Here is a 24061-nt window from a genome sequence, read left to right on the forward strand (position 1 = left end):
GTGCGACGGTCGAAACGCGTGCTCCTTAAAACGGATGGGCGGAAGGCGTCAACAACCGGAGAGTTCGGCGTCGACGCAAACTCCCTCGGCGCTGCCTTCGGTCACGAAGCAGACTTGCCCGTCGGGGCATCCGTCCGCGTCGCAGTGTGCGGTGCAGCCGGCGCAGGTGCCGGTCTGGTCGCCCGGTTCGGCGACGCAGCGGCTCGGGGTGGGGCAGTCGGTGCACACCTCGGAGGCGGCGCGGCATAATCCGTCGGCGTAGCAAGCTTCGCCCTGTGGGCAGTCGCCCTGGGTGTCGCAGGCTGCGTAGCTCGGCGGCTCGATGCAGGCGCCGCGGTCGCAGACGAGCCCGTCGGCGCAGTCGCTCTGGGCGATGCAGTCGGGGCCGTCGACGCCCACGCAGCGGCCGCGCTCGCAGTAGGGGGCTTGCGAGGTGGGGCAGTGGGTGTCGTCGAGGCATTCGGTGCAGCATCCGTCGACGTAGTACTGCCCGCGCGAGGCGCAGTCTTCGTCGGAGCTGCCCGGCTCGGCGCAAAGCAGGCATTGGCCGTCGGTGGTGCAGAACTCCTGGCGAGTCAGGTCGCAGTCGGAGTTGGCCAGGCAACCCACGCAGGCGCAGGTGAGCGGGTCGCGGTAGGGGCGCAGCCCGGAGCAGGCGGGGGCGTCGCTGCAGTCGGGCAATTCGGTGCAGCGATCGTCGACGCACGACAATTCGCCGGGGCATTCGGCGTCGTCGCGGCAGGGCTCTCGGCAGAGGCCCTCGAGGCAGTAGTTGAACGAGGGGCAGTCGGCGTCGTCGGTGCATTGGGGCGTGCAGCGGCGCCTGTCGACGAGGCAGGTCTCGCCCGTGGGGCATTGGCGGTCGGAGGTGCATTGCTCGGGCGGGGCGGTGCACATGGGCGGGGTGCCCAGGCAGACTTGCCCGCGGTCGCACGCGCTCTTGTCGAGGCAGCCGTCCTCGACGCACCAGCCCGACCAGCAGACAGCCCCGTCGGCGCAGTCGTCGCCCGTGGCACACTCGGCCGGCCCGCAGATGCTGTCGACGCAGGTCGACTCGCCGGGGCACTCGGCGGCCGAGTCGCAGCCGATGACGGCGCACGCGCCCTCGTCACACACCAGGTTCGTTCCCCCGAGACAGTCCGACAGAGAGCTGCATGCGTCGCCGACCTTGGGCGGCGGCGGATCCGAGCAAGCGGCCAGGGTGCCTGTGAGGGTACAGAGGAGGGCGCCGAGGAGCGCGAGACGGCACACAAGCACCAGGCGGAACGAAAGAGCGGTCATCTAGAAGAGTCGGTCGAATTCAAAGAAGAGCAGCACGTCGTTGGCGCGCACCTGCGAGTCGATGAGGTGCAGCGGCGCGCTCGGGTCGAGGGGGATGGGCAGCGAGAAGGCGTCCTCGAGCACGAGCATCATGGTGCGTCGGGTCCAGCGCACCAGGTCGCTGTCGAAGGGCACCTCGTAGCTCCACTGCGACTGCACCGACGCGGCGCTCACGAAGACCGAGTCGACGGTGAACGCGATGCTGTCGAGGCGCTCGGTGGGGCGAAGCGAGACGATGACGGTGGCGGTGACCTGCGCGATGCGCACGGGCACCTCTTGCATCTGGGCGTATAGATCGACCGACAGGTCGTTCCACGCGAGCTCGATGGTGCCGTTGACGGGGTCCATCTCGAGCTCGGGCAGCTCGCCGGGGACGACCACCGGCTCGACCCAGGCGCCGATGGGCAACTCGCCCAGGCCGACGTCTTCGAGCATCAGGTCGTCAGTGGCCACGTTCGAGCCGCCGCCGTCGAACGACAGGTTCTCGAGGCCGCGGCAGCCAAACCCGGCCAGGGTGCTCGTCTGGGCGAGTCGCAACACGAGCGGGGCGGCCACGGCGATGCCCACGTCGGCTCCGGCGCGCTCGACTTCGGCGGCGGGGACCTCGTCGGCCGACAGAGTCGCCGGGGCCTCGGGGTCTCTTGCGGGCGCGCAGTCGGCGCGGCGGCTGTTGAGCGCCATGTCGAGATCGACGTCGAAGCCCTCGGGCGACAAGCTCGAGCCGTTGCTCTGGGTGACGCGGCCCGAGACTTGAAGTTGGCCGCGGCGGTTCTCGAAGCTGCTCAACCGCTGGAGGCCGACGACGCTGTGGACCAGCCCGAGACTGTCGAGCGGGGCGATGGCGATGGCTTTGCGCCCCGATTCGGTCCAGGCGCGTTCGAGGTAGTCGACGAAGAGTTGCTCGACGGCGAAGGCGTCGTCTTCGGCCTGCGCCTCGAGCGGACGGCAGTCGCCGATGAGGCTGACCTGCGGATTGCTCAGGTCGACGGTGCGCCCGCCGACGGCCTCGAAGGTGGGCACGTCGCCATCGTGGCCGAGCGCGACGTCGCTTTCGATGGAGGCCCGGTCGGCCTCTACCGAGTAGCGGCAGATACGCGCGCCGACGCCCTCGGCGATGCGCACCGGCACGGTCACGGCGACGTTATTCGACTCGATGTTCACCGTCAGCGCGTCGGGTTGGGCGTCGACCTGCCAGGTCTGCACGCTCACCTGGCGGTCGATCGGACCGAGGGTCAGGTCGAGGCCGAAGGCGTCCGATGTCTCGCTCGGGTAGGCCAGCGTGATTCCACCGGGATGCTCGGCGCGGTAGAGGCGCTCGAGGCCCTGCGGGCTGACCAGCGAGCGCATAGTGCGCGGCTGGAAGACCGGCGGCTGCGCGCTGCGTGCGCCGGGCTGGAAGCGCACGTCGTCACACCCGCTCGGCAGGAGCATCGTCGCGGCGAGCGCGGCCAACAGAAGCGTCGGATGCAGGACAGGGAGCCTCAAAACTCCTCCTCTCTGAGCAGGTCGAGGCGTGATTCGAGGCCGTCGCGCCGCGGGCGCAACTGCTCGGTGGCGATCGTCAGTCCCAGGGAGGTCGAGAAGCCGAGCGAGGCCGAGAAGCCGGTCGGCGGGCGTCCGTCGACGGTCTGCTGCGCCCAGGTGCCGTCCAGGTCGAGCGTGCGGCGCCGGTGGGCGAGCCGCAGCCGCGCGGTGGTCGCGTCGATGTAGGCGATCCAGGGGATGTCGCGGTCGTCGAAGACCAGGCTGGCGAAGCCGCCCACGAGGTGTTTGCGCTTGCGGCCGAACTCGTCGACCTCGAAGCCCGGGTCGGCGACCTCGATCGTAAACTGGCCCTCGCGGCTATAGGCCAGCAGAAGCTGGCCGCGCGTGTCGTCCTGGTAGGCGATCGCAAGGTTGCCCGAGCGATCGATGGCCAGCGACGGAAATTTGCCGGTGACTCCACTGGTGAGCTCCAGGTCGTCCTCGCGCTCGAAGTCGCCGGTGTCGACCACCGTGGTCGTCCAGGCGCCGTCGATGCGGCTGGCCAGGCGCAGATCGCCGCAATCTTTGTCGTGATAGGCGATAAAGGTCGACCCTGCGCTCGTGATCACGTCGGGGTGATACCCAAGGCCTTGGCCGGAGAGGCGGCGGCGCTGCTCCGAGCAGGCGGCCAAGTCGGATTGCTCCGAGGGGTCGTCGACCACGGCCATCGTCCACGGTCCGGCGTCGGCCTGGCCGCTGAGCACATTCAGAGAGCGTGCCTGGGCGTCGTGAAACGCCAGGTGGATGCGCCCCGTCGTGTCAATGGTCAGGTCGAAGTGCTCCGAGCCGCGGTAATCCTGCGAGCCGGCTTGTGAGCCGGAGGTGATGGGCGGGAGCAGGCGCCAGCGGTCGGCGGCGTCGTCGAGTTGATGGATGGCGACGCGGTACTTTCGGTCTTGCTCGAGCCAGGCGACGGCGACCGTCGACGCCGAGGTCGCCAGGGCCAGCTTGCGGCCCAGAGGGCGGGTGATGTCAGCCAGGGCGTACATCGTCGGCTCTTCGTCCGCCGTGCCCACCAGAACCTGGCCGTCGGCCGGATCGATGGCCGCCAGAAAGGTCTGGTCGTCGATGATGCCCAGGCGAACGGAGCGCCCAGCAGGAGTCTCTTCGAGAGGTTCGATGCGCGGAGGGATGCACTCGCCGTCGTCGGTGTCGCAGACCAAGCCGGCTTCGCAGGCGGGGTCGCAGGCGGTGGCTCCCGTGCGGTCGCAGCTCGCCAGGACGGCGAGCGCGACCAGCACGGAAGACCAGCATATACGGCGGGTGGTCAGTGTCACGGAAGCGTATGGAACTCCGGTTTACCCTCGGCCGGATCGGCCTGGTTGTTGAGGACGAAGTCGACGGCCAGATCCGAGCTGTCCGCGTTGCGGACCATCGCGGCGAAGAAGCCGTGCGAGCCAGAATAAGGATCGCCCGGCTCGCTCAACGTGTCCACCGTCCAGTTGCCGCTCGCATCGCGAGTGGCGATGTGCAGCTTGTGCCAGGTGGCGTCTTGGTAGAGCACGCGCACCGTGCCGTCGCTCTCGAGGCGCAACTCGACGTCCTCACCGATATCGTTGAGCACGTAGCCTTCGGTGGTGTCGCGCACGCCGTCGGCGATCGTCTCGCGGGTGTTCTGGCCGGGGATCTCGTAGACCAACTGCTGGGTTTGCGTGTCCATGTAGGCCAGGTGGACGTTGCCGTCGGCGTCGACCGCGCCGGAGACGTACGGGCCGCTGGCTGCGCCGAGCAGAGTGGCCTCGGCCCAGGTGTCGTTCGCGCGGGTGGACCAGCCGACCTGCTGCTGCAGGTGATCGTAGAAGGTCACCGCCAGGCCGTCGCTCGTCGTGCTCAGGTGGGCGTACAGACCGACCATCATCGGGTAGGCGCGCTTGCCGCGGGTGTAGTACGGCTCGCAGGCACCGTTGTAGCACTCGAGGCCGTCGCCGCAGCTATCGGCGCAGTCGTCGGTCGGCTCCGAGCAGGTGGGCGTATCGCCCGGGAAGCAAAGCTCGAATCCACCGCAGGCGCCGCCGCAGGGGTTGTCGGTCGCCGCCGCGTAGACCACCTCAGGGGTGGGGGCGAGGGCGTCGAGTGCGGCGTCGGCCGGGAAGTCGATGTAGCGAAGCTGGGTCTGCCAACCGTCGGTGGCGTCTTCGACCTGGAAGGCCGCGTAGACCGCGTAGACGTTGCCGCCCTGGATGACCATGCTCGACCACAGGCCGGTGTCGCCGGCGTCGTCGAGGGTCTTGAGTTCGAAGGTGTAGCCGTCGGCGCCGCTGGTGCCGCGGGCGTACTTGAGGTCTCCGTTTTCTTCGTCGCGGTACAGCACGTGGATGTTGCCGTTGGCGTCGACGCCGGTGGCGGTGTGCGTGCCGACGTTGGTGCCGGTGTCGGCGATGCCGCCGCGGGGGCCGTCGAGCGCGCCTTCGACGTCGCCGTCATCGGGCAGGCCGTCGACGAAGTACCAGGTCGGCTCGCCGTTTTGGTCGACGGTGGCGACCATCAGGTCGGTGTAGGTGCGGTTGTAGACGGCGGAAGCGCGCACGTCGCCGTTTTGGGCGACCGAGGCGTACTCACCGTGGACGCCCATGGGCAGCGGCGGAAGCGAGACACACTCGCAGGCCGCGCCGGTGACTTCGCAGGTGGTCGAGTCGCCGGTGCCCTGGCTGGTCGCCTTGGGCTCGAAGCCCGGGTCGCAGACGGTGTCGGCGCACGGGTCGGGCAGGTCTTGGCAGGAGTTCGACGCGTAGCAGCAGAACTGGTCGTCGCCGCAGCCCTCGCTGCAGGCGACTTCGCAGGCGCACATGCCGTCGTCGCCGCAGGTAGCGATTTCGCCTTCGGGGCAGGAGCATTGGTCGTCGGTCTCGCAGGCGCCTTCGATGAGCTCGCAGGTGCCCTCGACGCATTCCTGGTTGTCAGCGCACGCCGGCTCACAGGTCTGCGGCTGGTCCTTGCTGCCGGCGTCGTCGTCGCAGCCGGTCAGGCCGATGGCGGCGATGGCCACCACCAGAATGCTGGCGCGACGGAAGAGTTGGGTCGACTTGCGCCGACGCCACAGCAGCATGGCCACGCCGAAGATGGCCAGGAGTCCTCCGGCCGCGCCCATCGGCGAGCTGCTTCCGGCGGCCTGACAGCCGGCCTTCGGCTCGCTGGTGTCGGTGTCGAGGGTGGGCGCGGCGTCGTCGTAATCCATCGGCTCCCAGACGACGTTTTGCTCGTCTTCGGAGACGTGGCCGGCGCTGTCGCGCACCTGGGCGACGAGGCGGAAGTGCTCGGGCGCGCCGATGGCGGCCAGGTCGATGGTGCGCTCGGGCAGCCACGGCGTCCACTGGCTCTCGCCTTGGCCGTCGACCACGCGGTAGCGGAACATCAGGTCTTCGGGGGCGTCGACGGCGTCCTGCGCGTCGAGGGTGACGAGCTCGCCGTCACGCTCGATGGCGAAGTCGGGCGCCGAGTAGTCGACGGTCACGAAGGTCTGGGCCGGCTCGAGCTCGCTCGAGTCGGCGTCGCCGCGGAAGCGCGCGCGCACTTCGATGCGGTGCTCGCCTTCGAGCACGAGCATCGGGTCTTGGATTTCGAGGCGCGTCGTGCGCTGGTACATGCTCCAGATGCCGCCGTCGACGCGGTAGCTGTACTCGATGTCCGAGGACATCTCGGCGTTGGCATAAGCCGGCAGCACCGAGACGACGTCGACGATGGCCTTCGGGCGCGGCACGCCCGAGGCGGTCCACTCGCTCAGGTCGACGGAGGTGTCGACGATGCTCGTGTCGAGCATCATCGACATCGGCTGGGTGCCCGCGGGCACCAGGTCGGCGTACAGCGCGATCATGGTGTTGTTGTCGACGCTGGTGATGTCGTCTTGCTCGAGCGCGATGCGCATGCCCACGAACTCGGGAAGCTCGATGGGCTGGCTGATGGAGCCGGCCAGGCTCGGCAGCGCCATGCCCATGAGCGTCGGAATCAGGTCGATGATGCGCTGGGGATCTTCTTTGAGAAGCTCGGTGCGAATCGGTCGGATATTCTGCACGGCGCCTTCGAGGTCACCGAGCACCGGCACGATGCTTCCCTGGCCGTCGGCGGCCAGCGCAATCGGAAGCAACATGTCGGCGCGCAGGGTGAATACGCGCACGAAGCGCTCCTTGGCGAACACGTAGAAGTGCAGGTCGAGGTCGCGCCAGTCGAGGGTCATCAGCGGGTCGTCGATGGCGTAGGTGTCGCCGTCCGGGGTCACCGTGTTGGCGCCCAGCTTGACCGTGGGGCCGGTCTGCGGGGCGATTTGCAGGTAGAGCATCGCGTCGCCGCCGGCCAATTTTTTGATGCTCGGCAGCAGCGCGCCGAGGGTGTTGGCCGAAAGCTGGGAGACGTCGTTGCTGTCGATCTTCATGCACAGCGCGCCGCTTCCCCAGGTCGACCACAGGACATGCTCGACCGAACGCTTGTGCATGCCGATGCCGACCATGAAGGGGTCGCCGCCGGGGCGCGAGTCGGTCAGGATGGACGACGAGCGGTCGACCGGATCGAAGCTGGGGCGCGTGGTCGGGTCGACGGGGATGCAGCGGGCGAACTCTTCGGGCTGGGAGCCGATGCGTCCGCCCAAGTTCAGCCCGGTGTCGACGTCGGCCATGTCAGCCAACTTGAACATCGTGTGGACTTTGGAGTCGGGGTTTTGGGTAAAGTCGCCGATGACCTGGCCGAGCATCAGGTTACCCTCGACGCCGAAGCTTGCGGGCACGCAGGTGCCGTCGGAGTACATGCACGATTGGGTGCCGTTGTTGTCTCCGCAGGTCGAGTTGCTCGGGCAGACCGGCTCGCCGTCGCCGCAGGCGCGGCAAAGCTGCTGGGCTTCGAGGTCGGCGATGGTGTCTTCGAGCATCGACTTGACCTGGTCTTCGAGCTGGCCGCGCAGCAAGCCGCTCAGCCAGTTACCCACCGTGCAACCGATGCCGCCGTCGAGTTCGAAGTCGACCTGCTGGGTGATGTCTTCCATCTGGATCTCGCCCAGATCGATGCGTACGTCACCGGTCGGCGAGTTCTGGTCGATGCTGAACATGACCGGCAGGGTGGCGTCGAGTGTGCCGGGGGTGCTTTGGGACGCGCCTTTTTCCCAAAGGTGCACATCGCAGTCGATGGTGCCCAACCAGCCGGTGTCGTACTCGATGTCGAGCTCGTCCTGCCAGTTTCCGTTGGCGTCTTGGCCGCCGATATCGCCGATGGTGATCGCCACCTCGAGGGTGTCCGAGGGGACGGGAGTGATCTCGGCGTCGTCGACCGCCAGGTCGATCTGACAGCCCGGCGAGCCGTCGGCGCAGGTGTGGTCGAGGCAGATCGCCGGGTTGTTGCCGTCGTCGCGCGGCACGCAGAAGCTCAGGCCACCTGGCTGGAACTGGCTGATCAGGGTGGGTACCTGGCCTTCCAGATAGTCGAAGCCCGACTGGGTCACACGCACTTGTGCGCCGCGAGTAAGGGTTTTGTCGTAATGTTCGGCGGGATATTCCGCCGTCTCGAAGCCCTCGCAGTCGCAACCGCTATCGGAGCAGGCGGCCATGAAAATGGCCATCGACACCACCGCTAGCTTGCGCGTCATCCAAGAGGGGAGGCCCCAGCTGCGCTCCACCATTCGTCACTCCTCATCATCAGAAAGAGCCGCGGACAAAAAGTCCGGCGGCGAGTTTTTCAAGTAGTCAACATAGTATGCGGGCTCGCGCCCAGATTCCAGCCGGTCTTCAATGATCTCTTCTTCGAGCCAATCTTTGACCTCGCCGACCATCGGAGATGGCTTGAGGCCCAGGGTCTTCATGATGCCGTTGCCCAGCCCGGAGGGGAGCTCGGGGCGGAGCGTGCCGGCCTCTTCGAGCGCCTCGATGCGCTCCTCGAGTTGGTCGATCTGCTCGAGGGTGTGCGCCTGGCCAGTGTCGGTCACGTCGACCACGGTGGCCCGGGCAAACGCGAGCATGCTGTCGACGTACGGATCGGCGCGGCGCACGTAGCGACGCACCTGCGCGTCGGACCACTGCGGCTCGTACTGGCGCTCTCGGCCGTGATAGCGAACCAAAAAGCGCACCTCATCGGCGGTGTCGTTGTCGAAGCGGAAACGCCGCGCGATCTCGCCGGCGAGCATCGCCGCCTGCTTCTGGTGTCCCGGAAACGCGATCGTGTCGTCTTCTCGGACGATACGTGTCCAGCGTTTGCCGATGTTACACAAAAGCGACGCCCAGCGCAGCCGTCCCGCTCGCGGGGCCTGCTCGAGGACCTGGAGGGTCTCGGTAAACAGGTCCCGGTGGGGCACCGGGCTGGTCGTGTGAAAACCAATCAATGAGTCGACTTCGGGCAAGATGATGCCAAGAATTCGAATCTCATGCAAAAACCGAAGCGATTGGGACACGAACGGCCCCTTGAGCAGCTTGGTCATCTCCTGCAGCCAGCGCTCGGCGCTGATGTCGAGGATGCCGTCGGCGCGCTCGGTGGCCGCCTTGCGCAAGTCCGCTGTGGGCTCGAAGCCGAGCTTGCTCATGAACCGGCCGATGCGAAGGATGCGCAGCGGATCTTCGGCGAGCGTCTCGAGCGGGTCGCCGATGACGCGCAAGATGCCGTCTTGCAGGTCTTTCTTGCCGTCGTACGGGTCGACCAGGTCGCCGTTGCCGTCGAGCGCCATCGAGTTGATGGAGAAGTCGCGGCGGCCCAGGTCCTGCTCGATAGTGTCGCCAAACTCCACGATCGGGTGGCGGCTGCCGCGCCGGTAATACTCCTCGGAGCGGTAGGTCGTGATCTGGACGTCTATCGGCTCGCCGTCGGGGCCGTACAAGACCGCGCCCACCGTGCCGAACTCGGCGCCCAGCTCGTAGACCTGGAAGTTGTTGCTGCGCAGAATCCTGGCGGTCTCTTTGGGCCGCGAGTCGGTGCAGAAATCCCAGTCATCCAGGTTTTCGACCGGCTCGCCGAGTTCGTAGTCGCGTACAGCGCCGCCGACCAGATAGAGGTCGCGTCCGGCGTCTTCGAAGGCTTTGAAGAGTTTTTTGACGGAATCGGGATATTTCATGGTGCGTCGTTGGTATGAGTTGTGGGGCCTCTCTATAGCAGACGTCGCCCCAGAGGGCGACCGTCGCGAGGCCAAAACCCCTCGACAATGAACCCTCATTCACCCATCATAACCCGAAACTCCACGACCCCGAGCAACCCCGAAACCCCAAAATCCCAAAACCCCTAAACCCTAAACCCCCGAGACCACCATGATCGATTACGGACTGACAGAAGATCAGAAGATGTACCAGAAGACGGCGCGCGACTTCGCTCGCGACGTCATCCGCCCGGTCGCCGAGCACCACGACCGCACCGGTGAGTACCCCTGGGAGGTCATCAAGAAGGCGCACGAGCTTGGCTTGACCAACACGATGGTCCCCACCGAGTACGGTGGCCTGGGCCTGGGCACCCTCGACTCGTCGATCATCACCGAGGAACTCGCCTGGGGCTGCACCGGCATTTCGACGGCCATGGAGGCCAACCAGCTCGCCAGCGGCCCGGTGATCATGTACGGCACCGACGAGCAAAAGGAGAAGTACCTGGGCATGCTCGTCGGCCCGCCCAAAGAAGACGGCACCCCGCACATGGCCGCCTACGCGGTGACCGAGCCGGGCGCCGGCAGCGACGTCGCCGGCATGGGCACCACCGCGGTCAAAAAGGGCGACAAGTACGTCCTGAACGGCCAAAAGATGTGGATCACCAACGGAGGCAAGTGCTCCTGGTTCTTCGTGGTCGCCTACACCAACAAGGACGCCGGCTACAAAGGCATGAGCGGTTTTATCGTCGACGCCGACACCCCCGGCATCGAGGTGGGCAAGAAGGAAGACAATATGGGGCAGCGCGCCTCGGACACCCGCGCCATCACCTTCGACGACGTCGAGGTCCCCGAGGAGAACCTACTCGGCGGCAAAGAGGGCGTGGGCTGGATGCAGGCGATGCACGCCTTCGACAAGTCGCGCCCCTTGGTCGCCGCCGGCGCCGTCGGCCTGGCCCAGGCCGCCTTCGAGTACGCCCGCGACTACTCGCTCGAGCGCAAGGCCTTCGGCAAGCCCATCGCCAAAAACCAGGCCATCAGCTTCATGATCGCCGAGATGGCCATGAACATCGAAGCCGCCCGTCAGCTGGTGCGCAAGGCCGCCTGGCGCCACGACCGCGGCGAGCGCAACACCAAAGAAGCCGCCTTCGCCAAGGCGTTTGCCGCCGACCAGGCGCAGAAAATCGCCACCGACGCCGTGCAGGTCTACGGCGGGTTTGGCTTCAACAAAGAGTACCCGGTCGAGAAGCTGTACCGCGACTCGAAGATCTACCAAATCTACGAGGGCACGAGTCAGATCCAGCGTCTGATCATCAGCCGTGAGATCGTAACCGACCGGCAGACCTCGTTCTTGAGCACCTGAGCCCCTCCCCAGCATAATCTGTGCGTCACTCACGCTAAAGGAGTCACGCATGGCATCCCCGAAGAGACGCGGCCGCCCATTCTGGTCGTCCCTCGTTCAGAAGTACGAGCAGTCCAGCGACATCACCCAGAAGGAATTCGCCCAGAAGTACGGTGTACGCACCGACACCTTCCGAAGCTGGCTGTACCGGCTGCGCCGCGAAGAAGCATCCACAGCCGGCCCATCCGCACCTCGATTTATCGAAGTCGACACCAGCCAGGTCGACCCATCGCCCCAGCAGGTCACGCTCGAGCTCGGAGAGTTGCGTTTGCATTTGACCGCGCTGCCCGACCCGGGATGGCTGGCTGAGCTCGCTGCACTCAAGGAGGCGAGCTCATGCTGACCTTACCCAGAGGAGTGCGCATCTATCTCGCCCGCGAGCCGGTCGACATGCGCAAGGGCATCGACGGTCTGAGCGCTTTGGTTCGCCAGTTCGGCGAAGACGTCTTTTCCGGCCACCTTTTCGTGTTCATCTCCAAGCGAGGCGACAGACTCAAGATTCTGACCTGGGACACCGGCGGCTTCGTCGTCTTCTACAAGCGTCTGGAGAAGGGCACCTTCAAGCGACCCAAAATCGCTGCGGCCGACGCGACCCTTCGACTCGACGCAGCCCAGCTCACACTTCTTTTGGAGGGCATCGACTTTAGCCGACTTCGACGCCCGAAATTGTGGCAGCCGCCGGAAACCAGAAATGCGAGCTAAGGGATCGACATCCGATCACTTCTGTGATCTAACCTGCTCTATGGCCGAGCGGATCGACATCCCGACCCCAGAAGACATCCAGAAGCTCGATGGTGCGAGCGCTCGGGGTCTTCTGCGTCAGCTCGCCGCGCTCATTGCCACGCTCTACGCGCTCATCGACGACTTGCGCGAGACGATCGCTCGCCAGAGCCATCAGCTCGAGCAGTTTCAACGGGCGATGTTTGGAAGCTCGTCGGAGCGACTGCCGTCGCTGAAGACCCAGCTTCGAAAGAAGCAAGCGCGCCGGGAGACTGCCGAGCAGAAAAAGGAGCGGCTGCACAGGGCGCAAAAGCGGCGCGAGAAAAACGCCGAGAAGAAGCGAAAGGCCGCGCGCAAAGAGGTGGTCGAGCATCCCATCGTCGAGCCCAATTGCCACGGCTGCGGCCGACACTCCCACCAAGCAAGCCCGCTGGCCGATGCGGTCAGCTACGAATACGAGTACGTGCCGGCGCATTTCGTGCGCCGTGAGCACCGCCAGCATCGCGCGGTGTGCGAGTGCGGCGAGTTTCTGTACGGCCAAACGCCTCAGCGGGTCTGCGAGGGCGGGATGTACGGGCCGGGGCTGCACGCCAACGTGGTGGTGTCCAAGTGTGCCGACAGCCTGCCCATCGAGCGGCAGGCAAAGCGGCTTCGCCGCGTCGGTATCCCGATGAACAAGAGCACGCTTTTGGACCTGTACCACCGCACCGCCTGGCTGTTGCGGCCGCTGTGGGCCTACTTGGTCGGCGACGTCGCCCAGAGCGCGGACGTCTCGGCCGACGAGACCCCGATTCGGGTGCAGGCCAAGGGAAAATGCCGGCGCGGATGGATGTGGACGTTTATCGCGGGCAAAAAGATAAGCTACGTTTACAGCCCGTCTCGCGGCGGCGAAACCCCGGTGCAGGTGCTCGGCGGGACCACCGGCACCCTGCAGGTCGACGGCTACACCGGCTATAACAAGGTGACCTGTCCGAGCGGCCGCGAGCGCGCCGGCTGCTGGGCACACGTGCGCCGCAAATTCTTCGAAGCGCGCTCCACGGCCCCTGTGGAGGCCGACCACATGATGTCTCAGATTTTGGAGCTCTATGGGGTGGAGTATCTTGCGGCAGACGAGCCAGTTATCGGAAGTAAGCCACATTTGCTGCTTACGCTGCGCCAGACGAAGAGCACAAAGATAATCGGCGGTATTTTTGAGTGGCTCGATGTCCAAAAGCCGCTGCATCCGCCCAAGAGCCCGCTGGGCCGCGCCATCAACTACACGCTCAAGCAGCGCGAGGCGCTCAGCGTCTTTCTGAACAATGCGCAGGTCAGCCTCGACAACAACCTGAGCGAGCGAAACCTGCGGCTCATCGCGCTGGGCCGAAAGAACTTTCTCTTCGTCGGAAATGATCAGGCCGGCGAGAACTTGGCCATCCTGCAATCGCTCGTGGCGACCTGCATCGCCAACGACGTCAACCCCCAGGACTACCTGGCCGACGTCTTGATGCGCATCCAAGACCATCCTCAGTCAGCCATTTCGGAGCTGATGCCGTACAACTGGGAGCCTCAGGATTGAGATGCGGGGCGGGTTTGCGGTAGGGTTGAGCTATGCAACGATGTCTGCCAGTCGGTTACGTGAGATCTACAAAGAGGTGTGAGCTAGGGCGGACAAACAACAATTTGAGGGTCGACCTGGCAACCGTGGTGGGTTGTTGAGCATCGAGAACGACTACGTTCCAAAAACGCGACCCCCAAATCGTAGTTTGTCCGCCCAAATAGCGCGCCTCCCCTCGGACGCCCTCCGGTCGCCCGAGGCTACCGAGGCGCCGCAAAAAGCGCGGCGCGCGCTCGCGATGCTCGCTTGGAGGGCATCTTGGGGCCTTGAGGCGGTGTCAGACACCATGTTGACCGGCACTTTGGCAGAATCGGTCGATTCATTGCCACGAGTTCACCACAGCATATCGCACGTCCTCTTCGAGTTCCGGAAAGAGCTCGGCGAACTCTCGAAAGGTCATGCGGCGCCGTCCTCGAACGGAGATGGGTTCTTCCAAGACGACGCCCTTCGCCAGATGTAGCAGAACCGACACGCTGGGTACGTTTTCGAGCAACCTGCGAACTCCGTCGACAACCTGGCGGTCAGCGTCTTTTCGCCTAGATACGATGTGGGTGGCGCCGTGCCCTGAGTTGACGAGCACCACCGCACCGTCCTTGTGGCCCAACGCGGCAGCGCCGATTGGACTGCCGGATGCGTCCTTCAGGTAGAACGCATCGCCGAAGGCGGCTTCGATTTGCGACTGTTCTGTGGGGGCCGCAACTGCCAAAAAGTATGTCATTGAGGGCCTCCGGGTCGAAACAGTGTCAGAAGACTTGTCTTCAGCGCGACCGTCAAGATCGTCGTGAACTATCCGCCCACAAGGTAACGTCCACCTCGCGGACTGACGCGGTGCCAGACACCGTGCGATGGCTGCGAAAGACGGGGCGTTGGAATCTGGACGCCTCGTCGGTATATTTAGGACGCGTGGTCGCCGGTTTCCACAATACTTCTTACCCTCCATCCTCATGGATCGACAGATAGATCGCACAGTCGTCAAGAAGGTGAGCTTACACGAGGCTGCGAGCGACGCCGCATTTTGGCGATCGCGTCCTCCCGAAGAGAGGATTGAGACCGTCGAGACGATTCGCCGAGAGTATCACGACTGGCCCGAGGACCCTGAGGATGAAGATATCCCCCGACTTCAGAGAGTTTATCGCGTGTGCAAACGTTCGTGATGTACGGTTTCTCATCGTCGGTGGATATGCCGTCGCGTACCACGGCCATCCGCGCTACACCAAAGACTTGGGCGTGTGGGTCGAACCCTCTGCTGAAAACGCTCGCCGACTCCTCCTGGCGCTCGAAGACTTCGGCTTCGGTGCGCTTGAGCTGAAAGTCGAAGACTTTCTGGAGCCCGACCAGATCATTCAACTCGGCTATCCTCCACTGCGTATCGATCTACTTACGAGCGTCTCTGGCTTGTCGTTTGACGAATGTTTTCCGAATCGTCAGAACGTGAAAATCGAGGAAGTTGAGGTGCCTTTTATCGGCTTGGATGATCTGAAGAAAAACAAGCAGGCAAGCGGGCGACATCAGGACTTAGCTGATCTTGAAAACCTCCAGTGAGCTTTATCGTCAGGGGGCGCCTCGCTGCGGAATTGGATTCAGGCACCGAGTTAATTCGCTGGGAGGGCCTTGTGACAGCTAGTAGTAGATTGGAGCCTTCACCTTCCCAAAAACACGACCCTCAAATCGTAGTTTGTCCGCCCAAATAGCACGCCGAAGATCTACTCCGACGCACTCCCAACAATACGCGCATACAGCGCTCCAAGTTCGTCGCGCACCTCCGCGATACGCTCGGGCGGCTTGCCCAGCCGCCGGAGTGCGGCATCCGGGATCTCGGCCAAGCCCGGCCGGATACGAATCCGCTCGAGAGAGGGGCCGGCGCTCCAGAAGTTGTCCAGACACTCGGATAGGGGCGTGGATGGCTCAGCGGGTAGATCGTCTTGCGAGCCCGCGGCGCGGGCGTTCGAGCTTCGAAGTCGGCGCAAATGATCGAGCAACTCCTCGCGTGAGCGGCCGCGCCAGCGGAAGATCAGAAACGGATCTTCATCGAACTTCTCGGCGAGGATGTAGAAGACCGCCGCGATGTGCTTGCAGGGATTGGCCGAGTCCGGGCAACTGCAGTGGGTCTCCATTTTTTTGTATGAAGCCGGGAAGAGCGAGAACTCACAGGCTTCGAAGGCCTCCTCGATGTCGGCGGGCATCTCGCCGGCTAAGAGTTGCGCGGCGAAGGCGGCGCGCTCGGACATCGCCTGCTCGACCTGCTCCCAGTCCTCGTCACCCAACGATGCACCGCCGATGTCGACCTTGTAGGGGTTGGGGCGTGAGCCCTGCACTTGGGCGTGGACCATGCCGTCGTCGATGGCGAGCGCGATGACCTGGCCGCCGCGGGCGTAGCGTTTGCCGCGCTTGATGCGGCTGCTGATGCTGTACGACTCGACCACCTCGACGAAGCGGCGCGACCACCACTCCTCGCCGATCTTGCCGCGCTTGCTCTTTGCTTTGATGCCGCCTTCGACTTTGCGCGGGGTGCTCTTCGGAAAGTAGCTCCAGCTCATGTCAGGGCCTCCTCGGAGAGTTCGACCAGCTCGCGGAGCTCGTCGGTGGTCAATTCGGTCAGCCAGGCCTCACCGTCGGTGAGCACCTGGTCGGCGAGGTTCTTCTTGCGCTCGATAATCTGGTCGATCTTCTCCTCGAGCGTCCCCTCGCAGATGAACTTGCGCACCTGAACATTCGAGGTCTGCCCGATGCGAAACGCACGGTCGGTCGCCTGGTCTTCGACCGCCGGGTTCCACCAACGATCATAGTGGATGACGTGGCTGGCCGCAGTGAGCGTGAGCCCGGTGCCGCCGGCATGGAGCGAGAGCAGGAAGAACGGCGGCCCGTCGGGGGACTGGAATCGCTCGACCATCTCGTCGCGCTTCTTTTGAGGTGTTCCTCCATGCAGGTAGAGGACGCGCTTGCCGAGCCTGCGTTGGAGCTGCTGGCGAATCAGCCTGCCCATCTCGGTGTATTGGGTGAAGATGAGCGCCTTGTCGCCGGCGTCGAGAATCTCCTGGGCCAGGTTTTCGAGGCGGTCGAGCTTGCCGGAGCGGTCGTCGACCGACGAGCCGTCTTGGAGGAATTGAGCCGGATGGTTACAGACCTGTTTGAGGCGGGTCATCATGGCAAGGACCAGCCCGCGGCGCTCCATGTCGTCGGCGAGTTTGATGCGCTCGAGCATCTCGTCGACGACGGCTTTGTAGAGCGTGGTCTGTTCTCTGGTCAGGTTGCAATACTCCTTGATTTCAATCTTCTCGGGCAGGTCGGAGATGATGCGTTCGTCGGTCTTGAGGCGTCGCAGGATAAACGGGCCGGTGAGACGGCGCAGGATCTCGGCCTTGCGCTCGTCGCCTTGCACCTCGATAGGCTTGGCGAGCTTTTCGTGAAATGCCTTGGCAGAGCCGAGCAGGCCGGGGTTCAAAAAGTGCATGATCGACCACAGCTCGAGCAGCTTGTTTTCGACCGGTGTGCCCGTCAGGGCGATGCGGTGTCGTGCCGACAGCGCGCGCACCGCCTGGGTGCGCCCCGCCGAGCTGTTCTTGATCTTTTGGGCCTCGTCGAGCACCACGCGATGCCAATCGACTCGCCGAAGCTCGTCGACGTCGCTTCGCACGACCCCGTAGGTGGTGACGACCAGGTCGGCCTCGGCGATGGCGTCTTGGAGAACGTCGCCGTGGCGCCGCTCGGGGCCGTGATGGACATAGACGTCGAGTTCGGGCGCGAATTTGTGCGCCTCGTGCTTCCAGTTGCCCACCACCGACAGGGGGCAGACGAGCAGCGTCGTGCCAGGCGATGTGCTCTCCGCGCGCTCCTCGACCATCCGGGCGAGGACTTGGATCGTCTTACCCAGTCCCATGTCGTCGGCCAGGCAGGCGCCGAAGCCGAGTCGTTCGAGGTAGCACAGCCACGCCAGCCCGCGTTCCTGATACGGGCGAAGCGTCCCGTCGAACTTCTCGGGAGTCTTGGCCGCGGCGAGTTGTTCTTCGAAATCTTGCTCGAGCAACTCGCCGAGCCAGCCGCCGAACTCGTGAGCGACGACCGGCAGCCTTTCAGCGGCTTCTTCCAGGCCCAGACCCGCTCGGATAGCCTCAGCAGCCGTCATCTCTCCGCCTTCGCCCTGCTCGAAGAGCCGCAAGGCGCGCTCGATATCCTCCGGGCGAAGCGACACCCACTGGCCACGCACACGCACCAGTGGCATTTTGAGCTCGGCGAGTCGCTCGAGCTCTTCCTTGGATAACTCCTCATCGCCGAGCGCGACTTTCCAATGAAAGTCAAGGAGTTGTCTTGCGCCCAGCCCACTGCCAGAGCTTTGCGGGTCGCTCGAGCTCTTCGAACGGGTCTCGAGCTTGGCGCCGAGTCGCCGCTCGGGCTCATCCCACCAGGCGGGCACGATGATGCCAAAACCCGACTGTTCGAGCACAGGGGCGTACTGGCTCAAGAATTCGTAGGCTTCGCCGGCAGATACCTCCAAGCGCGTCGGTCTTGCCTCATGGAGCGCGTCTTCGAGGGCCGGGAACAATCGAAGCGCGCGGCCCAGCTCTTCGAGCAGAGCCTCCTGCGGGTGCTCGATGTATCGCTCGAGGACTTGGAGCGTCTTTCCGGTGGAATGCCAGGCGACCTCGGCTTCGACCAGGAGGCTCGGGTCGTCAGCCGCCTGCAGCAAGAAGTCGATGCGCCACGCGCCGCGGCTGATGGAGACGACGTCCTCGTCGATCTCCGCGGCGGCATCCACCTTCGACGGGTTGGCGTCGGGATCGGGCGGCGAGAGCCGAAAGCAAAGACGCAGACCACGCTCCTGCGTCGCGCGGAGAGGCTGTGTCCATGCCTCGAGGTCTTCGCTGAGTGCGGCGACGTCGTTGGAAGAGGCGTCCAGCGTACCTGAGCGGCTCGCGAGAGCGTGGACCCATCGTTGATGGGCGCTGCCTGAAGGAGCCGGGCTTCGTTGGGCATCGCTGTCGGCCAACCTGTCGCGCACCAGTGTATCGACGAGCTTGCCAAGCTGGGAGATGAGGACGCGTCTAGTTGATGGAACCTCCGCTGCTTCCCAGCCGGTGTCCTTGGCGCTTCGAATCATGCTCTCGGTGACCGACGCTCGCGCCATTGGTGGCATCGCCTCGCGCAGCGCCTGCAGTCGCGCAAAGTCCTCGGCCGTCGCCGGCAGCGGTCTCCATACGGCCGTCGCGACGTTGTCGACGACTTCCAGTCCGGGGAGTAGCCGTCCCGCGCGAACAAATTCGTCGGCGAGGGCCGCAACAGCGCGCCAGTAGTGTACCGAGTCGCCCAGTTGGACGCCGCCGAGTTCTTCCGAAAGCTCGTCCAGTAGGCTGATTGCTGCACTACGATTCAGCGAGAGTGCCGGGACCGTCCACGGCGAGAGTCGATCACAGACGGCGTCGACGTCTTCGTCACGCACGAGCCCCGGCGAGGCCTGCGGTCCATCTTTGGTCGAGGGAAGCAAGAGCGTGAATTCGCCGGCTTCGAACTCGCCAAGACCTGCAAGGGGAGCGGCGTTGGCGAGCGCCGCGCGCAGGTCGGCTGCCGACGCGGCGAAGGGATGCGCGCGCGGCTTCGCCACCTTGGGGGGGCGTCCCGGCTTTGGCGGGGGTTGTGGGGGCAATGCTGGATCTTCGGCCCACAGTCGAGCTTCCCCGTCCAGGTGCCAACTCAGATGCAATAGGAGCATATTTGTCCTCTCGTTTGCCAAGCTTCGCGTCTAGGGCGGTAGCGAAATACACGAAACGCCGCGAGTGCCACGGTGCCCGACACTCATGATCATACAATTGCCCTCCAACTTGTGAACAATAATGAGTGCTAGACACCGTCTTGCCCGGCATCTACTCCGACACCCTCCCCGCGATACGAGCATGCAGCGCTCCAGGCTCGTTGCACATCTTCGCGATAAGTTCGGGCGGCTTGCCCAGCAGATATTACATGGTGTCAGGGGTCATGTTATGGTTGGGCAAACAAGACTCGAATTGTACCAACCCTATGAATCCCGAGCATCAACCTGCATCGGCCTCCGATGAGGCATGGCGGCGCTTCTGCGAGGAGTGGCGCCGCGCTGACGAGGCGCTGGAGTCGCTTCCCTATTGCAGCGTGTCGCTCACTCCCTGGGGCCTCGAGATTCACCGGGCGAGGTTTCGGTCGGGTCGCGCCGTCTACATTTTTCTGGGGCTGCTGGTCGCCTTGGGGCTGGCGGTCGCCCTGGCGCCCGGTGTGCTCGGTTTTTTGGCGCCATTCGTGCTCGTGGCCGGCCTGATGGCCTACCGCGACACGTTCGGGGCGCGCGCCGAGCGCCTGATGGTCGACTCCGACGCTGTCACCGTCGAGCGTCTTCGCAAGGGGAAGGTCGACGAGCGCGTGCAGTTCTCCGTCGAGTCGATGTATCTGCCCACCGCGCGCGTTCACCGTGAAGAGTTCTTCCAACGAGCGTTGGCTGATGACAAGCTCTCCGAGAAGGAGGTGCGTGAGCAGATGGGGCAACCCGGGGTGCACCTTTGCGACGTCCATGGCCAACGTGTCGTGTTCGGCGGCGATCTGGCTGTTCGGTACGAAGAGCCGTTGATGGGCACGAAGAATCACCAGGCCGAGATCGAGTGGCTGGCCGCCAAGATCGGTGCCTACCTCGAGTTGATGCGCGGGGCGTACGAACCAGACGCGCAGGTCACCGTGGAGCGGGCGCCGGCCTATGCCGAGGTGGACGCCTGGCTCGAAGAATTCGACTCGCCCGTGCCCCTCGAACATCAGGTCCGGGAGCGTTTGTCGAACGCTGAAACCTATGATTTTTTGCGTCCGCTCTACGCCGGTGCGTCCATCGAGGCGCCCGCCGATACGGCGATCGAGCGAACTGAGGATCGTGACTCAACGCGCTTCGAACTCCCCAGAGTAGGCGTTCGCGGCTCTGCGCGTCGCGCCGTCACGACGACACTATTCTCTAATCTGTTGATGGGAGGGCTGCTCGGCTTTTCGACCATCGCGGGCGTCGGCATCTTGGGGCCGCCCTGGGAGAATTTCGGGGCGGCTTGGGTGGTGCTGAGCCTCTTTCTGGCCATGCTCGTCGCGCTGTCGGCCATCTCGGTCGACCAGGGCCGGCGCGCGCTCCAGGCGGCGTTCGGGCGTGAGCGCATTGTGCTCGACGCGAGCGGGCTGAGCTTCGAGCGCTCGGTGCTCGGCTGGCGGAGCGTCGACTTTATCCCGGTCGACAAGCTCGAGGGGGTCGACGTCGTCGCCGACGTCTATTTGGGGAACAACGACGGCACCCACAACGTGTCGAGCTACGCGCTGTTGGTCTACAGCTTCGACGCCGAACCGTTGCGGGTTGCTCCCGGGCGATCTAAAGAGGATTTGTTGTGGCTCGCCTCGCAGATTCGCGACTTTATCGAAGCCGAAAACGGCGCGGTCGGCGTCGAGTATGTGCTCGATTTGTCGGCGGACGAGGTCGAGGCGTCGGCCGAAGTCGGGTCCGTCAACGAGGAGACCCACGAAAAGGTCGCGGCTAAAGAGACCGTCGGAGTCTGAAGCACTTACACGGTATCAGACACCATGTGACAGCATTCTTGAACCGGAACGGGGTCGAGTCCCATCATACAAACGCCCGAGGGTTCACAAGCGCCCCACGGCTTGTCTCAATGTAATGCCACACCCAACTGGAGTACCGAAGATGAGTGACGACACATATACCCCCCCGAAAGTCTGGGAACCCACCGAAAGCGGCGGCGAGTTCGCCTCCATCAACCGACCGACGGCCGGGCCGCGCTACGAGGAAGAGTTGCCGGTCGGCGAGCATACTCTGCAGTTGTACTCGCTGGCGACGCCCAACGGTCAGAAGGTGACGATCCTGCTCGAGGAGTTGCTCGAGGCGGGCTTTGAGGGGGCCGAGTACGATGCCTGGCCCGTTAATATCCTCGAAGGGGATCAGTTCTCGACGGGCTTCGTCGAAATCAACCCGAACTCGAAGATCCCGGCGATGGTCGACCACAGCTACGACCCGCCCCAGCGAGTCTTCGAATCGGGGTCGATTCTGCTGTACCTCGCCGAAAAATTCGGGGCCTTCTTGCCCGAGGACCACGGGGCGCGCACCGAGGCGCTCTCTTGGCTCTTCTGGCAGATGGGCAGCGCTCCGTACCTGGGCGGCGGCTTCGGCCACTTCTTCCAGTACGCTCCGGTGCGGCTCAAGTACCCCATCGACCGATTCGCGATGGAGACAAAGCGTCAGCTCGACGTGCTCGACAAGCGCCTGGCGGAGAACGCCTACATGGCCGGCGAGGAGTATTCGATCGCCGACATGGCTATTTGGCCGTGGTACGGCAAGCTGGTGCGTGACGAGATCTACGACAACGCCGGCGAGTTCTTGTCGGTGCACGAGTACGAGTGCGTGCGACGCTGGGCGGACGCGATCGCCGATCGCCCCGCGGTCATCCGCGGCGAGCGCGTCAACCGCACCTGGGGCGACGAGTCCGAGCAGGTGCCCGAGCGCCACGACGCCTCGGACTTCGACGAGTAATCGGTCCAAGCGTGAATCGAGCGCGTTCGTGATTACCCTGTGGGCACTTCAATGTGTCGATAATCAAGTAATCACTGACTGTGGAGCCCAAAGATGGATGCCAAACGCACGCCCGACGATCGCTTCGACAACCTCGCCGATTTCCCCTACGAGCCCCAGTATGTCGACGTCGACGACGGTGACGGCGGCACGTTGCGCATGGCCTACGTCGATGAGGGCGAGCGCGACGCGCCGCCGGTGTTGATGCTGCATGGCGAGCCGACCTGGTCGTATTTGTACCGCAAGATGATTCCGCTCTTCGTGGACGCGGGATATCGGGCGGTGGCGCCCGACCTGGTCGGTTTTGGGCGTTCGGACAAGCCGACGAGCCGCGACGACTACAGCTATGCGCGCTACGTCGACTGGACGCGCCAATTCGTCGAGAAGGCCCGCCTCGAAGACATCCACTTGGTGTGTCAGGACTGGGGCGGGCTGATCGGGCTTCGGCTCGTGGCCGACATGCCCGAGCGTTTCGCGAAGGTCGTGGCGGCGAACACCTTTCTTCCCACCGGCGACGAGCCGCTGCCGGACGCCTTTTTCAAGTGGCGCGACCTGTCGCAGAGCATGGACGACCTCGACGCGGGCGCGGTGGTCGACCTCGGCACCGTCGGCGAGCTCTCCGAAGATGCGATGGCGGCGTATCGCGCGCCGTTTCCGGACACATCTTACCAGGCGGCTGCGCACGTCTTCCCGATGCTCGTGCCGACCTCACCCGACGACCCCGCCTCGGAGGCCAACCGCGAGGCATGGGACACGTTGCAGCAATTCGAAAAACCGTTCCTGACGCTCTTTGGCGACTCCGACCCGATCATGCGCGGCGCCGACGTCATCTTCCAGGACATCATCCCCGGCGCCAAAGGCCAGCCGCACGGCACGATCGAAGGCGCGGGCCACTTCATCCAGGAGGATAAGGGTGAGGAGTTGGCGCGCCGGTCGGTCGAGTTTTTTCGCGGCTGAATCGGCCGCTGAAACGGTATCAGACACCGTGTGCGGCCCGGTATCAGGCACCGTGTGCGGCCCGTAGGACGGCACCGCGTCATCCCACTAGGGAAGGGCTTCGCCCGCTTCGACAATCTCGACGAATCGCTGGGCGAAGCGGGCGGCCGGGGCGCCGTCGACGACGTCGTGGTCGAAGTCGAGGGTGACGTGCAAGATCTCGCGCGGCTCGACCTTTCCGTCGACGAACCCTGGCTTGGTGGCGATGCCGCCGACGGTGATTCCGAGGGTGTGGGTGGGCAGGGCGAGCCCCCAACCGGCCCCGCTGCCGAACATGCCCACGGAGGTCAGCACGACCGTGCCCTTGAGCTTTTTGGTCAGCCGGGGGCTCTTGTCGACGAGGCGCAGGAACAGCCGGCGCAAGAAGCCGGGGGCCGCCGAGATCGCCATCAGGCGCTTGACGTTCTTCTCGCGAGTCGGCTGCTCCTGCACGTCGCGAATCTCGGCGTGAATCTGTCGGACCGACTTTTTGTTCGCCGCGCGCACGATATGCCCCACCGGAAATCTCTTTCCGTCCCGCTCGACCTCGATCATCGTCGAGATGTCGACGTCGTCGTACACCACCAGCCGGCCTCGCCAGTCGCGACAGGCGTGCACCTCCTTGTGGGCGTCGATGGCCTCTCCCGCACACGCCGCTAGGTACCCCGTAAACGAGAGTGACTCGCCGGTCTTCTCTCGGTGGGCGCGGATCTTCTGGCGCGGCTCGGTGACGTCGATCTCGAGCAGGCCGCGGATGACGGGTCGGTCTTTGACGACCCGGCCGACGTCGGTGACCAGGCGTCGCGCTCTTGGAAACGGGATGATCTGATGTGGTGCGTCGTTGCCCATGAGGGCTCCTGTTTGCTTCTCCTTGGCGTGGGCGGTCAATGTAGGCAACGGCGCGAAGCCGCCAAGTAGCGGATGCCGGGG

The 24061-nt window shown here is 64.6% G+C and carries 17 protein-coding genes; 8 read left to right on the top strand and 9 right to left on the bottom strand.

Going from position 1 to position 24061, the window contains the following annotated elements:
- Window positions 1-48: 48 nt before the first annotated feature.
- From FIV42_RS17760 to FIV42_RS17780, 5 genes are read right to left on the bottom strand one after another with little or no spacing between them, the layout of a single operon-like run.
- Entirely contained in the window at window positions 49-1281 is a 1233-nt protein-coding gene (locus FIV42_RS17760) for a hypothetical protein (RefSeq protein WP_141198982.1), read from the bottom strand.
- The gene (locus FIV42_RS17765; protein ID WP_141198983.1) at window positions 1282-2805 is read right to left on the bottom strand and encodes a hypothetical protein; all 1524 of its coding nucleotides are present in this window, start codon (window positions 2803-2805) and stop codon (window positions 1282-1284) included.
- Window positions 2802-4085: a hypothetical protein gene (locus FIV42_RS17770; RefSeq protein ID WP_141198984.1), complete on the bottom strand. Its 1284-nt coding sequence runs from the start codon at window positions 4083-4085 to the stop codon at window positions 2802-2804. The genes FIV42_RS17765 and FIV42_RS17770 overlap by 4 nt, the downstream gene beginning before the upstream one ends.
- Before the next feature lie 32 nt (window positions 4086-4117).
- Window positions 4118-8443 carry an EB domain-containing protein gene (locus FIV42_RS17775; RefSeq protein ID WP_141198985.1) on the bottom strand — a complete coding sequence of 1442 codons (4326 nt, stop codon included), beginning with the start codon at window positions 8441-8443 and terminating at the stop codon, window positions 4118-4120.
- A gap of 3 nt (window positions 8444-8446) precedes the next feature.
- Window positions 8447-9862: a CCA tRNA nucleotidyltransferase gene (locus FIV42_RS17780; RefSeq protein WP_168210734.1), complete on the bottom strand. Its 1416-nt coding sequence runs from the start codon at window positions 9860-9862 to the stop codon at window positions 8447-8449.
- Window positions 9863-10055: 193 nt separating this feature from the next.
- On the opposite strand from FIV42_RS17780, the gene FIV42_RS17785 reads away from it, so the two are divergent.
- Genes FIV42_RS17785 through tnpC form a run of 4 tightly spaced genes read left to right on the top strand, consistent with a single transcriptional unit; the run spans window position 10056 to window position 13554 of the window.
- The gene (locus FIV42_RS17785; protein ID WP_168211052.1) at window positions 10056-11240 is read left to right on the top strand and encodes an acyl-CoA dehydrogenase family protein; all 1185 of its coding nucleotides are present in this window, start codon (window positions 10056-10058) and stop codon (window positions 11238-11240) included.
- 49 nt (window positions 11241-11289) lie between these two features.
- A complete protein-coding gene (gene tnpA / locus FIV42_RS17790; RefSeq protein ID WP_141196692.1) occupies window positions 11290-11622 on the top strand; it encodes an IS66 family insertion sequence element accessory protein TnpA in 333 nt (110 codons plus the stop codon).
- Window positions 11616-11981: an IS66 family insertion sequence element accessory protein TnpB gene (tnpB, locus tag FIV42_RS17795; protein WP_141196693.1), complete on the top strand. Its 366-nt coding sequence runs from the start codon at window positions 11616-11618 to the stop codon at window positions 11979-11981. The genes tnpA and tnpB overlap by 7 nt, the downstream gene beginning before the upstream one ends.
- A gap of 40 nt (window positions 11982-12021) precedes the next feature.
- Window positions 12022-13554, top strand: a complete 1533-nt coding sequence (gene tnpC, locus FIV42_RS17800) for an IS66 family transposase (RefSeq protein WP_168210434.1) — start codon at window positions 12022-12024, stop codon at window positions 13552-13554.
- A 358-nt stretch (window positions 13555-13912) separates the two neighbouring features.
- Here the strand turns inward: tnpC and FIV42_RS17805 are convergent, their stop codons facing one another.
- Window positions 13913-14311 carry a hypothetical protein gene (locus tag FIV42_RS17805; protein WP_141198988.1) on the bottom strand — a complete coding sequence of 133 codons (399 nt, stop codon included), beginning with the start codon at window positions 14309-14311 and terminating at the stop codon, window positions 13913-13915.
- 383 nt (window positions 14312-14694) lie between these two features.
- Here FIV42_RS17805 and FIV42_RS17810 point away from each other — a divergent pair, with 383 nt between their 5' ends.
- Complete coding sequence (locus FIV42_RS17810; protein ID WP_141198989.1) at window positions 14695-15135, top strand: hypothetical protein; 441 nt, start codon at window positions 14695-14697, stop codon at window positions 15133-15135.
- A gap of 161 nt (window positions 15136-15296) precedes the next feature.
- On the opposite strand, the gene FIV42_RS17815 is transcribed toward FIV42_RS17810, so the two are convergent.
- Entirely contained in the window at window positions 15297-16130 is an 834-nt protein-coding gene (locus FIV42_RS17815; RefSeq protein ID WP_141198990.1) for an SWIM zinc finger family protein, read from the bottom strand.
- Entirely contained in the window at window positions 16127-19189 is a 3063-nt protein-coding gene (locus FIV42_RS17820; protein WP_222615261.1) for a DEAD/DEAH box helicase, read from the bottom strand. The genes FIV42_RS17815 and FIV42_RS17820 overlap by 4 nt, the downstream gene beginning before the upstream one ends.
- Before the next feature lie 413 nt (window positions 19190-19602).
- Between FIV42_RS17820 and FIV42_RS17825 the strand changes: the two genes are divergently transcribed.
- The 3 genes from FIV42_RS17825 (at window position 19603) to FIV42_RS17835 (ending at window position 23113) form a co-directional block, all read left to right on the top strand.
- Window positions 19603-21132, top strand: a complete 1530-nt coding sequence (locus tag FIV42_RS17825) for a hypothetical protein (protein ID WP_141198992.1) — start codon at window positions 19603-19605, stop codon at window positions 21130-21132.
- A 142-nt stretch (window positions 21133-21274) separates the two neighbouring features.
- Window positions 21275-22117, top strand: a complete 843-nt coding sequence (gene yghU, locus FIV42_RS17830) for a glutathione-dependent disulfide-bond oxidoreductase (protein WP_141198993.1) — start codon at window positions 21275-21277, stop codon at window positions 22115-22117.
- Between the two features lie 93 nt (window positions 22118-22210).
- Window positions 22211-23113: a haloalkane dehalogenase gene (locus FIV42_RS17835; protein ID WP_141198994.1), complete on the top strand. Its 903-nt coding sequence runs from the start codon at window positions 22211-22213 to the stop codon at window positions 23111-23113.
- Between the two features lie 87 nt (window positions 23114-23200).
- On the opposite strand, the gene FIV42_RS17840 is transcribed toward FIV42_RS17835, so the two are convergent.
- Entirely contained in the window at window positions 23201-23980 is a 780-nt protein-coding gene (locus FIV42_RS17840) for a 2-oxo acid dehydrogenase subunit E2 (protein WP_141198995.1), read from the bottom strand.
- Window positions 23981-24061: the final 81 nt, after the last annotated feature.

Source organism: Persicimonas caeni (assembly GCF_006517175.1).
GTDB classification, from domain to species: domain Bacteria; phylum Myxococcota_A; class Bradymonadia; order Bradymonadales; family Bradymonadaceae; genus Persicimonas; species Persicimonas caeni.